11 protein-coding genes are annotated in these 13999 nt (G+C 50.3%); 10 read left to right on the plus strand and 1 reads right to left on the minus strand.

Going from position 1 to position 13999, the window contains the following annotated elements; genetic code table 11:
* The first annotated feature begins 4 nt into the window (after positions 1-4).
* The 10 genes from nuoE to PV783_RS14865 are packed head-to-tail and all read left to right on the plus strand — an operon-like array spanning position 5 to position 11543.
* The gene (nuoE, locus tag PV783_RS14820) at positions 5-469 is read left to right on the plus strand and encodes an NADH-quinone oxidoreductase subunit NuoE (protein ID WP_420988559.1); all 465 of its coding nucleotides are present in this window, start codon (positions 5-7) and stop codon (positions 467-469) included.
* A gap of 2 nt (positions 470-471) precedes the next feature.
* Positions 472-1755, plus strand: coding sequence for an NADH-quinone oxidoreductase subunit NuoF (nuoF, locus tag PV783_RS14825; RefSeq protein WP_420988560.1), 1284 nt, complete (start codon positions 472-474; stop codon positions 1753-1755).
* Entirely contained in the window at positions 1733-4426 is a 2694-nt protein-coding gene (gene nuoG, locus PV783_RS14830; RefSeq protein ID WP_420988561.1) for an NADH-quinone oxidoreductase subunit NuoG, read from the plus strand. Before nuoF ends, nuoG begins: the two co-directional genes overlap by 23 nt.
* A 4-nt stretch (positions 4427-4430) precedes the next feature.
* Positions 4431-5381, plus strand: a complete 951-nt coding sequence (gene nuoH / locus PV783_RS14835; protein ID WP_111578780.1) for an NADH-quinone oxidoreductase subunit NuoH — start codon at positions 4431-4433, stop codon at positions 5379-5381.
* Between the two features lie 10 nt (positions 5382-5391).
* On the plus strand, positions 5392-5907 hold the full coding sequence (nuoI, locus tag PV783_RS14840; RefSeq protein WP_079468115.1) for an NADH-quinone oxidoreductase subunit NuoI: 516 nt from the start codon (positions 5392-5394) through the stop codon (positions 5905-5907).
* Positions 5904-6434 (plus strand): NADH-quinone oxidoreductase subunit J, encoded by a 531-nt coding sequence (nuoJ, locus tag PV783_RS14845; RefSeq protein ID WP_227024587.1) that lies wholly within the window; start codon positions 5904-5906, stop codon positions 6432-6434. Before nuoI ends, nuoJ begins: the two co-directional genes overlap by 4 nt.
* Positions 6431-6739 (plus strand): NADH-quinone oxidoreductase subunit NuoK, encoded by a 309-nt coding sequence (nuoK, locus tag PV783_RS14850; protein WP_079468113.1) that lies wholly within the window; start codon positions 6431-6433, stop codon positions 6737-6739. The genes nuoJ and nuoK overlap by 4 nt, the downstream gene beginning before the upstream one ends.
* A 13-nt stretch (positions 6740-6752) precedes the next feature.
* Positions 6753-8642 carry an NADH-quinone oxidoreductase subunit L gene (nuoL, locus tag PV783_RS14855; protein ID WP_420988562.1) on the plus strand — a complete coding sequence of 630 codons (1890 nt, stop codon included), beginning with the start codon at positions 6753-6755 and terminating at the stop codon, positions 8640-8642.
* Positions 8643-8665: 23 nt separating this feature from the next.
* On the plus strand, positions 8666-10117 hold the full coding sequence (gene nuoM, locus PV783_RS14860; protein WP_420988563.1) for an NADH-quinone oxidoreductase subunit M: 1452 nt from the start codon (positions 8666-8668) through the stop codon (positions 10115-10117).
* The gene (locus PV783_RS14865) at positions 10104-11543 is read left to right on the plus strand and encodes an NADH-quinone oxidoreductase subunit N (protein ID WP_079468110.1); all 1440 of its coding nucleotides are present in this window, start codon (positions 10104-10106) and stop codon (positions 11541-11543) included. Before nuoM ends, PV783_RS14865 begins: the two co-directional genes overlap by 14 nt.
* Here the strand turns inward: PV783_RS14865 and PV783_RS14870 are convergent.
* On the minus strand, positions 11540-13984 hold the full coding sequence (locus tag PV783_RS14870) for an outer membrane beta-barrel protein (protein ID WP_420988564.1): 2445 nt from the start codon (positions 13982-13984) through the stop codon (positions 11540-11542). The genes PV783_RS14865 and PV783_RS14870 overlap by 4 nt on opposite strands.
* Positions 13985-13999 lie beyond the last annotated feature (15 nt).

The following is a 13999-nucleotide window of genomic DNA, read 5'->3' on the forward strand; positions in this document are numbered from 1 at the left end:
ACATATGCTTTCTGCAATTGAAATAGAACAGATCACACATGAAATGCAGCAGGTGCCGGTTAAAAAAGCGGCCTGTATTGAAGCATTAAAAATTGTACAGGGACAGCGCCGCTGGGTATCTGATGAAAGCGTGGCAGACATTGCTGCTATACTGGATATGAGCACCGCGGAAGTAGACAGCGTAGCTACTTTCTACAACCTCATCTTCCGGCGGCCGGTAGGCAGGCACGTGATCCTGTTGTGCGATAGTATCAGCTGCTACGTGATGGGCTATACGGAGATCAAACAACAACTGATGGAACTGCTGCAGATCAAATACGGACAAACCACACCCGACGAGCGCTTTACGCTGCTGCCCAATGCTTGTCTTGGTACCTGCGACCACGCACCGGCAATGATGATAGACAACGACCTGTACAGGGATCTGACAACAGCTTCCCTTCCACAAATACTGGATCAATATTTATAAAGATGGAAAAACCGCTCACACAACATATACCCGCTTCCGGAGCGCCTCTTCACCTGAAGGAGTATGAAGCAGTGGGCGGCTATGCCGCATTACGCAAAGTATTGCAGGAACTCACCCCTGCGGAAGTGACGGACAAAGTAAAAGACGCCAATCTAAAAGGCCGTGGCGGCGCAGGTTTCAGCACCGGTATGAAATGGAGTTTTGTTCCGGCAGCAATAACCGGCCCGCGTTACCTGATCTGTAATGCCGATGAGATGGAACCCGGCACCTTCAAAGACCGTTGGTTACTGGAAGGCAATCCGCACCAGCTATTGGAAGGAATGATCATTGCCGCTTATGCCATACAGGCCACACAGGGTTTTGTGTTTATGCGCTGGGCCTATAAAGAAGCCGCGCAGATCATGAACCAGGCCATTGCAGATGCTTATGCCGCAGGATATCTCGGTAAAAATATACTCGGTAAAAATTATAACCTGGAGATGCAGCTGCATACAGGCGTTGGCAGATATATGTGCGGAGAAGAAACCGCGCTGCTCAATTCGCTGGAAGGAAAACGCGCTGTACCCCGCGCCAAACCGCCCTTTCCACAGGTAAGCGGATTGTTTGGCAAACCTACTATTGTGAACAACGTGGAAACGTTGTCTTATATACCGCATATTATCAGCAAGGGTGGCGACTGGTTCAAATCATTGAGCTATACCGCCGACGGGGGTACGAAAATATACGGTGTAAGTGGAAAAGTTAACAAGCCCGGTGCCTGGGAACTACCTATGGGCGTTACTATGCGGGAATTACTGGAAGAACATGCGGGTGGCATGAAAGCGGGATACCGTTTTCGCGGTGCATTGCCCGGTGGCGCTTCCACTGATTTCTTAACTGATGTTCACCTCGATGTAAAAATGGATTTCGCAGGAGTAGCTGCTGCGGGAAGCCGCCTGGGTACCGGCACTATGGTGATACTGGACGACCGCACCTGCCCGGTGGGATTTGTCCATAACCTGGAGCATTTCTTTGCACAGGAGTCGTGTGGTTTTTGCACGCCCTGCCGCGAAGGACTGCCCTGGACGGAGAAGATACTATACGCACTGGAACAGGGACAGGGCACTTATGCAGACCTCGAGCAACTGGAAATGCATACCAAGCTGTTAGGCCCCGGTAATACTTTCTGCGCGCTGGCGCCCGGCGCTATGGAGCCGTTGCAAAGCGCACTGAAATATTTCCGGGAGGATTTTGAACAACACATCAAAGAAAAAAAATGTCCATATGCCGATCATACACATCGATAATAAGCCCTACGAGGTAAAGGAGGGAAAGAACCTGCTGGAAGCTTGCCTGTCGCTGGGTTTAAACCTTCCTTACTTTTGCTGGCACCCAGCCCTGGGTGCGGTGGGCGCCTGCCGTCAATGCGCCGTTAAGGTGTTTAAGGATGAGGAAGACAAGAAGGGCAGGATCATCATGTCGTGCATGGAGCCGGTAAAAGACCAGCTTCGTTTATCCGTTGACGATACCGATGCCCGCAACTTCCGGGAGCATGTGATCGGCTGGCTGATGACCAATCACCCGCACGACTGCGCCGTATGTGATGAAGGCGGCTCCTGCCATTTGCAGGATATGACGGTGATGACAGGCCACTCTTACCGCGATTATCATTTCACCAAAAGAACTTATAACAACCAATATCTCGGACCATTCCTGAATCATGAAATGAACCGTTGCATCCAGTGCTACCGTTGTGTGAGGTTTTACAAAGACTTTGCCGGTGGTAAGGACCTGGATGTTTTTGCCGCGCATAACCATGTATATTTTGGCCGGCAGGAAGAGGGCACGCTGGAAAGCGAGTTTAGCGGCAATCTTGCCGAAATATGCCCTACCGGTGTGTTTACGGATAAAACACTGAAGCAGCATTATACCCGTAAATGGGATCTGACCTCTGCTGCTTCGGTATGCCAGGGCTGTGGCCTGGGCTGTAATATCCTCGCCGGTGAGCGTTATGGCGCCGTGCGACAGATCACCAACCGGTTTAATGGCGCAGTAAACGGTTATTTCCTTTGCGACCGTGGCCGCTATGGCTACGAATTTGTGAACAGCGGACAACGGATCAAAACGCCGATGGTGCATCATGGCCCTGCAGATAAGGCCAATGGCATCCCGGTGCTGCAACATGTACATCAACGGATGAAGCCAGGGAAGACTATCGGCATCGGATCGCCGAGAGCTTCCCTGGAATCCAATGCTGTACTGAAAGAGCTGGTAGGAGAAGAAAACTTTTACCTCGGTGTGTCATCGGCAGATCACGACCTGGTATCCCTTTCCCTTAAAATACTGGAACAGGGACCGGTGCGCAGCGCCTCCCTGCAGGAAGCGGCAGCAGCAGATGTAGTGCTGATCCTCGGAGAAGATGTAACCAATACCGCGCCGATGCTGGCGTTGTCGGTACGGCAGGCGGTACGCCGCATCCCGGTGGAAGATGTGATCAACCATATCCACATGCCCGCCTGGCAGGATGCTGCAGTGCGGGAAGCCGTGCAGGACAGCAAAGGCCCCCTGTATATTTTAAATGTACAGGAAACAAAACTGGATGAACTGGCAAAAGGAGCCTATCATACTGCGCCCGATAATATTGCCCGTATAGGCTTTGGCGTTAGTCACCTGCTCAGCAGCAAAATGCCGGAAGTAAAAGGAATGTCGGAGCAGGGAAAAGCGATTGCTGAAGAAATAGCCGGCGTGCTGAAAGCTGCTAAGAATCCGCTTATCATTGCGGGCTACGGCGGTGGCAGTGAAGCCATCATCAAAGCCGCTGCAAATGTGTCATGGGCGCTGCGGGACCTGGGTATCGATGCCATGCTTACTTACACGGTGCCGGAATGCAACAGCGTAGGGCTTGAAATGCTGGGCGGTCATCGCCTGGATTCGGCGGTAGACCGTGCATTGAATAACGAAGTGGATACCGTGATCATTTTGGAAAATGACCTGTACCGCAGGCTGAACCAGCACCGTGCAGAGAAGTTTTTTGGCAGGGTAAAGGACGTGATCCTGCTGGATCATCTTTACAATCCTACCGCGGAAAAAGCAACCATCATTTTACCGGCAGGTACGTTTGCAGAATCGGATGGTACATTGGTTAACAATGAAGGCCGCGCCCAGCGTTTCTTCCAGGTATTTGCGCCCGACTCCGCAGTGCAGGAAAGCTGGCGCTGGCTGTTACAGATCGCCGATATAAATGGTCATGCCACCCTCTCTGGTTTACAGCACCTTGATGATGTGGTAAGTCACATTGCACACGCATACAAAAAATTTGAAGGGATAGATAAGCTTGCACCGCATGCTGATTTTCGTATTGCCGGTCAGAAGGTACCACGGGAACCACATCGCTTCAGTGGCCGTACCGCCATACAGGCCAATGTAAATGTAAGCGAGCCACGCCCGCCACAGGACCCGGATACGGCGCTATCCTTTACCATGGAAGGATACCGGGGAGAGCCACCTTCTTCCATGATTCCTTTCTTCTGGGCGCCGGGATGGAACTCGGTACAGTCGGTGAATAAATTCCAGGTGGAAACAGGCGGACCGCTGCACGACGGTAACCCCGGCAAGCGGCTCATTGAACCTCACGCTAACGGACAAACGCCGTTTTATACAGAGGTGCCGGAACCCTTTCTGCCACTCAAAGAACACCTGTTACTGGTACCACTCTATCATATTTTCGGATCGGAAGAACTGAGCGTGCATACACCGGGCATTGCAGAACGCATTCCTGCCCCGTACATCATGCTGCACAGTGAAGACGCAAAGCGGTTGCAGGTAACCGCCGGATACCTGCTGCATTTCACGGATAACGGGCATCAATATACGTTGCCGGTGATCATTAACGATACATTACAGGAAGGCGTTGCCGGAATACCTGTGGGCCTTCCCGGCATGCAGATTTCAGAGGCGCCGCAACTGATAAAAGTATAATGCTATGATAAACATTTGGTGGATAATAGGCGGGGTGCTTTTTGCACTGTTAAATACGGCGGCGGGTCTTATTTGGGTGGAGCGCCGCATGCTGGCACTGTGGCAGGACCGCTACGGACCTAACAGGGCAGGTCCTTTCGGGTTGCTGGTGGTGTTGGCAGATACCATCAAGTTGTTTTTTAAGGAAGACTGGATTCCGCCGTTTGCCGATAAAGTAGTGTTTGTATTTGCCCCGGGCGTGGTAATGTTGAGTGTGCTCATGAGCTTTGTGGTGATGCCCTTTGCACCTGGCATTGTGGTGGCCGACCTGAATATAGGGTTGTTGTTTTTCCTGGCCATGTCTTCATTGGGCGTATACAGCGTGGTGTTGGGTGGCTGGGCTTCCAATAATAAGTATGCGTTGCTGGGCGCTATGCGCGGGGCCTCGCAGATGATCAGCTACGAAGTGTTTATGGGACTGGCGCTGATGGGCGTAGTGGTATTGAGCGGTTCTTTTAATCTTGCTGAAATAGTAGAGGCGCAGCGGAAAGTATGGTTTATCATTCCGCAGTTTATAGGCTTCCTCATTTTCCTGGTGGCGGGCGTAGCAGAAACGCACCGTTTACCTTTTGATATTCCGGAAGCGGAAAGTGAGCTGGTAGCAGGTTTTCACTCTGAGTATTCCGGGATGAAGTTCGGTATGTTCTTCATTGGTGAATACCTGGGCGTAACGCTGATTTCCGGCATGCTGGTAACGCTCTATTTTGGTGGCTGGCTTGGTCCTGCTTTTCTGCCGCCGGTATTATGGTTTGTGATAAAAACGTTTGCCTTTATTATGCTGTTCATCCTGTTCCGTGCTTCTATGCCGAGGCCGCGGTATGATCAGTTGATGGAGTACGGCTGGAAGGTATTGTTCCCTTTGTCGATTTTGAACCTGATGGTAACAGCTGCCATTAAGCTGTGGTTAAATACTTAAAACGAAAAACATGTTTAGTCTGGTAAGAAGTATGTGGCTGATATTCCTGCATATGTTCCACAAGCGGGAAACATTTCAGTACCCGGAACAGAAGGCGCCGTTGCCGGCCCGCTGGCGGGGCCGCATTGCGTTAACCCGTGATCCGGACGGAGGTGAGCGATGTGTGGGTTGTTACCTTTGTGCTGCGGCCTGCCCGGTGGATTGTATCTCCCTGCAGGCAACAGAAGATGATTCCGGCAGAAGATACCCGGAATTTTTCCGGATCAATTTCTCGCGTTGTATTTTCTGTGGCTTCTGTGAAGAAGCTTGTCCTACTTACGCGATACAGTTACTCCCTGATTTTGAAATGGCGGAATACAACCGTCAGAACCTGGTATATGAAAAGGAAGATCTTCTCATCAACAGTGAGGGCAAGTATCCCGGATATAACTATTACAATGTAGCCGGTATGGCCATCCGTGGAAAAGATAAAGGTGATGCGCAACAGGAAGAACCACCGGTAGATATTAAAAGCCTGATACCATGATAGGGACCGCATTTTATATTGCTGCGTTAATTGCGGTATTGTCTACCGTAATGGTGATCACCCGGTATAATATTATGCATGCCCTGTTGTATCTGGTAGTGTCTTTACTGGCGGTGGCGGTGGTGTTGTATCTCTACGGTGCGCCGTTTATGGCGGCGCTGGAAGTGATTGTGTATGCGGGCGCTATTATGGTGTTACTGATCTTTTTTGTGATGATGCTGAACCTGGGGAAAGAGTCTGCCGCGCAGGAGAAGCTATGGCTGAAGCCGCGCATCTGGATCTTTCCATCGTTGCTTTGCATCATCCTGCTGGGAGAGTTGGTATTCCTGGTATTGCAGAACCGTCAGCCGGTATCCGGCGTCCAGGTGGTGAATCCGAAAGAGGTGGGTATTGCTTTATTCGGCCCTTATATCCTGGCGGTGGAACTTACCGGGATGTTGCTGATGGCGGGCATTGTAGGGGCTTATCACTTAGGGCGGCAGAAAGAGAAAACATTGCACCGGTTCCTTGAAAATAATCAATCATGATAGTACATCCTACCACAGCGGGCATGCTGCTTGCCGGCGTTTTATTTGTGCTGGGGCTGATCAGTATCCTGGTTCGCCGCGACATTATTTTTATGTTGTTGTCGGTGGAGATAATGCTGAACGCCGCGGGACTTGCTTTCGTAGTGGCTTCTTCCCACTGGGGTACTGCCGACGGACAGGTGATGTTCATCTTCATACTGGCGATGGCGGCGGCGGAAGTATCGGTAGGACTGGCATTGATCTTACAGTTATATCATCAGCTCAAAACACTGGACAGCGACGAAGCAGCAAAAATGAACGGATAAAATATTCAATTGTATGTTTCCTGCACTCATACCGCTCATTCCTTTTATAGGCGCCTTCCTGCTCATGCTGGGCTGGAAGCGTTTCGACCGTATAGGCGTTACCGTGATCGGATGCGGCAGTATCGCATTAGCGGCCATAGTGGCCATCATCATTGCCATGCAGTTTGCCACGAATGGCGAACAGGCGATTGTTCAGCATGCCGGCAACTGGCTGGAAGCCGGCGGCTTTAAAACAGGTTTCGATTTCCGGATGGATGCCTTGTCGGTGGTATTTGTGCTGGTGATCACCATTGTGGGTTTCCTGATTCATGTGTATGCATCCGGTTATATGCACGACGAACCGGACTATGCCCGCTTCTTTGCCTGTATGAACTTATTTGTAGGCGCCATGCTTACGCTGGTGATGGCAGATAATTTATTGCTGCTATACTTCGGTTGGGAAGGCGTGGGCCTTTGCAGTTACCTGCTGATCGGCTTCTGGTATAAAGATCCTGCCAACGGATATGCAGCGCGGAAAGCTTTTATTGTAACACGTGTAGGCGATACCGCTATGGCCATTGCGTTGTTTATGTTATTTCAGTACACCGGCACATTGAGTATTCCCGGCTTACTGGAAAACAGTACACATATCTGGTCGGCGAACGACGGGGTGATTACTATCATCGCTTTGCTGCTGTTGGGCGGCGCGGTGGGTAAATCGGCCCAGTTGCCGTTGCAAACCTGGTTGCCGGATGCGATGGCCGGGCCTACACCGGTGAGTGCATTGATCCATGCTGCCACAATGGTTACAGCGGGCGTTTATCTTATTGCACGCACACATACTTTATTTGAACTGGCGCCGGCAGCGCAAACCACTACAGCCGTAATAGGCGCTATCACTTTGGTGCTGGCGGGTTTCAGCGCCCTGGTGCAAACAGATATTAAAAGAGTACTGGCTTACTCTACGGTGAGCCAGATCGGGTATATGTTCCTGGCGCTGGGTTGCGGCGCGTGGTCGGCGGCAGTATTTCATTTTGTTACGCACGCCTTTTTTAAGGCGTTGTTGTTCATGGCTGCGGGTGCTATCATTGTGGCGCTGCATCATGAGCAGGATATGTTTAAGATGGGTGGACTGAAGAAGCAGCTGCGCAGTGTTTACTGGGTATTCCTGGTTGGCTGTGCTTCCCTGGCCGCCATTCCTTTTATAACAGCGGGATTTTATAGTAAAGACCAGATCATCTGGTTGTCGTGGTCAGCGGCAGGAGGGCATGTGGGCTTCTGGCTGGCGGCCTTGCTGGGTGCGTTACTCACAGGCATGTACACTTTCCGCATGTTCTTCCTGGTATTTTATGGAGAAGAAAAAACGAAGGTACATCACCGGCCGGGAGGCAGTATGATGATTCCGCTGTATGTTCTGGCGGTATTGTCCACTGTGGCCGGGTTTATAGAACTGCCGCATACGATGGGGCATGTAACCTTATTCAGTAACTGGCTGCAACCGGTGTTGCCGGCGGTATCCATGTTGCATGAAAGCCTTGCGATGGAATGGACTTCGCAGGCATTATCTGCTTTGCTGGCGCTGGGCGGCATTGGGCTGGCGTATGCCTGGGTAGTGAAGCATCCCAAAGGGATGTCCGATTTCCTGGAGATGCCTGCCATCATGTGGCTGCGCGGCTACTGGAGCAGGGGATGGGACTTTGATGAATTATACAATGTGCTGCTGGTACGTCCTTTTGTGTACCTGTCGCGTATCAATAAAAGGGACCTGGTAGACACGCTCTATACCGGGCTGGCGGCGTTTATGGAATGGTGTCATAACGTGCTCGCACGTACGCAGAGTGGCTTGCTGCGATGGTATATACTGGGCGTGGTGCTGGGGGCAGTGGCGATATTGTCGGTACTGATCTGGCGGATTTATATATAACTGGAACGATTAAACGAAAAGTTATGATATTGCTGGTATTGATATTAATCCTTTTTGGCGCGGCGTTATTGTCGTGGGTAGCCGGCGTGAAAAGCCACGCTGCCAGCCGCTGGATAGCCCTTTGCAGCCTGCTGGTGAACCTCGGCATTATTGCAGGGGTGTGGATGGAGCATACGCATAACAGCAACCGGTGGTGGTACCAGTTCCGGATGGATTGGGTACCGCACTTCGGTATCAGCCTGCACCTGGCAATGGATGGCTTAAGTATGTTGATGCTGGCGCTGACATTTTTCCTAGGGGCGCTGGCAGTACTCATTTCCTGGAAAGAAATTCAAACCCGTGTAGGGTTCTTTCACTTTAACCTGTTGTTTGTGTTGTGTGGTATCACAGGTGTTTTCCTGACAATGGATCTTTTCCTGTTTTATTTTTTCTGGGAGATGATGTTGATACCGATGTACTTCCTGATTGGGATCTGGGGCCATGAGCACCGGGAATATGCGGCCAACAAGTTTTTCCTGTTCACACAGGCGGGCGGCTTGCTGATGCTGCTGGCAATACTCGGTTTGTACTTTATACATAAAGCTAACACCAACGTATATACGTTTAATTATTTCGACCTGCTCAATACGCCCATGACGCCCTTTATGGAACGTTGGCTAATGCTGGGTTTCCTGATTGCCTTCCTGGTAAAACTGCCGGCAGTGCCTTTTCACACCTGGCTGCCGGACGCGCATACGGAAGCGCCTACTGCGGGCAGTGTAGTGCTGGCCGGGCTGCTGCTGAAAACGGGTGCTTACGGTATCCTCCGGTTTGTGTTGCCGCTGTTTCCTGCTGCGGCAGCAGAGATAGCGCCGGTGGCCATGTTGCTGGGCGTAATTGGTATCCTGTATGGCGGCATGCTGGCCTATGCACAAACAGATCTTAAAAGACTGATTGCCTACACCAGTGTAAGTCATATGGGCTTTGTACTGCTGGGTGCTTTTGCCTTTAATGAAATTGCTTACCAGGGAGTAGTGATGCAGATGATTACCCACGGCATCAGCACAGGCGCGTTATTCATTATTGCAGGGGCGTTGTATGAGCGCATACATACCCGCAACCTGCGGCAGATGGGCGGACTCTGGCTGCGGTTGCCTATGATGGGCAGCGCTGCCATGATTTTTGTAATGGCCTCTCTGGGTTTGCCGGGGTTAGGCAATTTTGTAGCGGAATTCCTGGTGCTGCTGGGTAGCTGGCAGGCCAATCATGTGCTTACTATCCTGGCCACTATTGGCCTGGTGGTGGCAACGGCTTATTCGCTGCGCATTATGCAGAAAGTTTTCTTCGGTCCGTGCGACCGGCAATATGCCATGCCCGATTTAAACGGGCGTGAGCTGGTGATCATAATAGCATTGGTAATAGTAATATGCTGGCTGGGCTTCCATCCGCAACCGGTATTGAACACTTCCCAAAACATTGACTATGTCGTTCGCTGATTTTTTAAGTCTGGGGCCGCTGATAACCCTGTGCGCTGCGGCAGTGATAGCCATGTTGCTGGTAGCAGCCTGGCGTAATCACCGCATCGTGTACAGCTTTTCCCTTCTTGCTTTTGGTATGGCTATGGCGGCGGTGATTCCCGCCATTAAGTATATTCCGCACCCGGTGCCACCGCTGCTGGTGATCGACGAATTTTCCCTCTTTAATTCCGGGTTGATCCTGGTATCGGGATTCATTATCCTGTTGTTGTCGTTTAACTATTTTGAAGAAAGGGAAGAGCGGAAGGAGGAGTATTACATTCTCCTGATCCTGGCTACTATTGGCGCTTTGGTGCTGGTGGTGAGCCGTCACTTTATGTCGCTGTTCCTGGGGCTGGAAATACTGAGTATCAGTTTATACGGATTAATTGCGTACCTGCGTGCCCGTGAGCGGTCTGATGAAGCGGGGATCAAATACCTGATGCTGGCGGCGTTGTCGTCTGCATTCCTGTTGTTTGGGATGGCGCTGGTGTATGCCTTTACCGGCCATATGGATTTCCCCGGAATAGGCGCGGCTTTACGCGAGGCGGGTTACTTGCCGGTGAGCGTGATGGCGGGTTTCGGTTTGATGTTGATAGGAGTAGGGTTTAAACTGGGCATTGTTCCTTTTCATATGTGGGCGCCGGATATTTATGAGGGCGCACCGTTGCCGGTGGCGGCGTTTATTGCTACGGTTTCCAAAGGGGCTATGCTGGTGCTGCTGATCCGTTTCTACCAGGACATTCACGGTAACGACTACCCGATGTTATGGTGGATAGTGGCTATTATTGCAGTAGCGTCTATGTTTGCGGGCAACTGGCTGGCACTCACACAACAGAATATCAAACGTATCCTGGCGTATTCTTCTATTGCGCATATGGGTTATATCCTGGTGGCTTTTTTGTCGGGCGTGCAAACCGGGCTGGAGGCACTGGCGTTTTACCTGGTGGCTTATTTTATTACAAGCATCGGCGCCTTTGGGGTGGTGATTGTGATGTCGAGCAGTTCGCAGGATGCGGAAACGATTGCCGATTACAGGGGGCTGTTCTGGCGTTATCCCTGGGTGGCTACGGTGTTTACAGCAATGCTGTTATCGCTGGCGGGTATTCCGCTTACCGCAGGTTTTATCGGTAAGTTTTACGTGGTGCTGGCGGGAGTGGACGGGCACCAGTGGTTCCTGTTGTTTATGCTGGTGATCAATAGTGTGATCGGGTTGTATTATTATATCCGGCTGGTGGCGGCTATGTTTGCGGTGCCTGCAAAGGGGCAGCAAACAACGGTGGTACCGGCCCTGCCCATGGCCGGTAATATTACCCTGGTTATTTTAACCATACTGTTAATAGGGCTGGGTGTATATCCTACTGCTATGATGGCGCTGATTCAGCAAATGATGCGCATCCTGGTTTAACCTGCCCTGTTCTGTTCATCGCTGGTACCGGTTTTCCTTTCGCGGGCGGCTTTAATAGTGGCGCTGCCAAATTTATAGCTGAAGGAAAGGTTTACGGTGCGGAACTGCCAGGTATTGAAGATACTCATGTTCAGGTTGGCAAATTCTGCAGCCCCGCGGTAGCTTTCATTCCGCAGGATATTGTTATAGCTCAGTTTTACGGTAGCATTTTTATTCAGGAACATTTTCTGAACACCCAGGTTCAGGTTGTACTGTGCATAGCCCCTGAAAATACCAAAAATAAAAGGCGAGTTATAGTAGCCCATTACTTCTACCTTAAAGTCTTTTGGAAGGGTAATGGTATTGGTGCTGCTGATGTAATAATTAAGGTTAGACCGGTAATAAGGATCATTCGTTACAGGATCTTCAAAGCGGTATTTATTATAGGAGAAATCCGCGTTGTTATCGCTGGTCCACCATTTTGTAAACTGGAAGGGTAGTGTAAACAGGATGCTGTAAATATCTGTTTTATCGTAGTTGCGTTCCGTGCTGATGGAGGCTTTGGTACTGTCGTCCTGTGTGATGAATTCTTCCATCATATCTTTAATCCGGCTGTAGCGGAAGGTAGCGATGTATTTGTCTTTGAACGTATACGCTACTTCCGCGATGTTGCTGTATTGCGGCCGCAGGTACGGGTTTCCCCTGAAGTAGGTGTACTTGTCCAGGTAAAACATAAATGGATTCAGCTGGCCGTATTGTGGCCTTTCTATCCTGCGTGACATGGCCAGGCTCACTTTATTTTTATCATTGAGCTTTTGTTCCACGGTGATGTTTGGGAAGAAGTCGACATAAGAGCGTTTCACATTTGTGCCGGTCGTAAAAGAAGTCCCGGTAGACTCGGTGTTCTCTACTCTCAGTCCCAGTTGCACATTTGTTTTCTGTATTTGTTTTTTATAAGTGGCGTATGCGGCATAAATATTTTCCTGGTAGTTAAAGCGGTCGCTTAAGCCAGGGGAGGGTTTATAGCTGCCATGAAACAACGAATCAAACTGCAATAGGTTGGTGGTGGTAACGAAGCTGGTTTTAGCGCCTGCTTCCAGTTTACCTTCCTTCCCGAGCGGCCAGCTCAGGTCTGCTTTCAGGCTTTTGATAAGTACCTGTGTGCTGCCTGTGGTGCGGATGCTGTTGGGGTTGCGGTTCAGTTGTGTTTTGGCATCGTACAGGCTATCGTTCAGCTGCATTAAGCGGTGGTTGTTGAACTGTGCATAGTCGGCATCAAAACTGATTTCCCTTCCGCCGGCGGTATCCAGGATTATTTTATAGTTCAGGTTAAGCGCAATGTTATCGAACTTATTGTTGTTGGTGGTGAGGGAATTTACGATGGAATCCGGCGGCATATTTGCCTGGCCCAGGTTGGCATCGCTGTAAATCTGGTTACTAAAGGAATTTTTATAACCGTTGGCCAGTACACCGATGGTTTGTTTATCGGTGATAAAGTAATCCATTCCTATTTTCAGGTAGTTGTTTTTAAAGCGGTTGCGCTGAAATATATTTTGCTGAAGATAGGTGGAGCTGCCATCGTTTTCCTTTATGTTCCGGCTGTATACGCGGGTAACCTGCCGGGGATAGTCGCCCTGGTCGAAATTACCGAACAGGTTGAATTTTTCCGTTCTCCAGTTAACATTACCGGAAATACCATAGCGGCCGTATCTCGACTGGGTAAGGGTAGCATTTACGTTACCATTGATCCCCGTCATTTTTCCTTTTTTAGTTTTTATGTTGATGATACCACCATTCCCGGAGGCATCGTATTTGGCAGATGGACTGGTTAATATTTCAATGGAGGCGATGCTTTCCCCGGGTGTTGTTTTCAGGAGATTGGTTAACTGTTCGCCACTGAGGTAGGTTAGTTTACCATCGATCATTACGGTTACGCTTTGTCCTTTCAGGGTTACGTTTTCGTTGTTATCTACCTGTACGCCCGGCGCCCGGCGGAGCAGGTCCAGGGCGGTATTGCCGGCGGCGCTTACGCTGTTTTCGATATTCATCACGGTTTTCCCGGCGGAACTTTCAATAAAAGGTTTCTGCGCGGTTACATTCACGGCCTGGAGGTTTTTGCCTAAAGTGTTCAGGCGGATGGTATCCAGGGTGATGGCTTTATGGGAGGCATTGAGCAGAAAAGTTTTGCTGTAGGAGGTGTTGTATCCCATCTGGGATGCCTGGATAAAATAATGGCCGTAGGCTATTTTTTCAAAGGCGCAGCTGCCGTTGGTGGTGGTCAGTTCTCCTTTCACAAGGGACGAGTCTTTAATATTCCTCACCATTACGCTGGTAAAGGGGAGCGGCTTGCCTTCATGGTCTGTAATTGTCAGTGTAATTTTTCCTGTGGAGTTAGTTTGTTGGGCGAGGGTTGTTTGCACACAAACAAAAAGCATTCCCAGGGCTACGATGATTGTTCTCATACTATCGTTTCCGTT

It is taken from the genome of Chitinophaga sp. CC14, from assembly GCF_048957795.1.
Lineage (GTDB): Bacteria > Bacteroidota > Bacteroidia > Chitinophagales > Chitinophagaceae > Chitinophaga > Chitinophaga ginsengisegetis.

Coding starts and splice junctions, on each gene's coding strand:
- nuoI (WP_079468115.1), top strand. CDS start 5,392: ATGTTTAGTCTGGTAAGAAGTATGTGGCTGATATTCCTGCATATGTTC.
- nuoH (WP_111578780.1), top strand. CDS start 4,431: ATGATAAACATTTGGTGGATAATAGGCGGGGTGCTTTTTGCACTGTTA.
- nuoM (WP_420988563.1), top strand. CDS start 8,666: ATGATATTGCTGGTATTGATATTAATCCTTTTTGGCGCGGCGTTATTG.
- nuoG (WP_420988561.1), top strand. CDS start 1,733: ATGCCGATCATACACATCGATAATAAGCCCTACGAGGTAAAGGAGGGA.
- nuoK (WP_079468113.1), top strand. CDS start 6,431: ATGATAGTACATCCTACCACAGCGGGCATGCTGCTTGCCGGCGTTTTA.
- PV783_RS14870 (WP_420988564.1), bottom strand. CDS start 13,984: ATGAGAACAATCATCGTAGCCCTGGGAATGCTTTTTGTTTGTGTGCAA.
- nuoF (WP_420988560.1), top strand. CDS start 472: ATGGAAAAACCGCTCACACAACATATACCCGCTTCCGGAGCGCCTCTT.
- nuoJ (WP_227024587.1), top strand. CDS start 5,904: ATGATAGGGACCGCATTTTATATTGCTGCGTTAATTGCGGTATTGTCT.
- PV783_RS14865 (WP_079468110.1), top strand. CDS start 10,104: ATGTCGTTCGCTGATTTTTTAAGTCTGGGGCCGCTGATAACCCTGTGC.
- nuoE (WP_420988559.1), top strand. CDS start 5: ATGCTTTCTGCAATTGAAATAGAACAGATCACACATGAAATGCAGCAG.
- nuoL (WP_420988562.1), top strand. CDS start 6,753: ATGTTTCCTGCACTCATACCGCTCATTCCTTTTATAGGCGCCTTCCTG.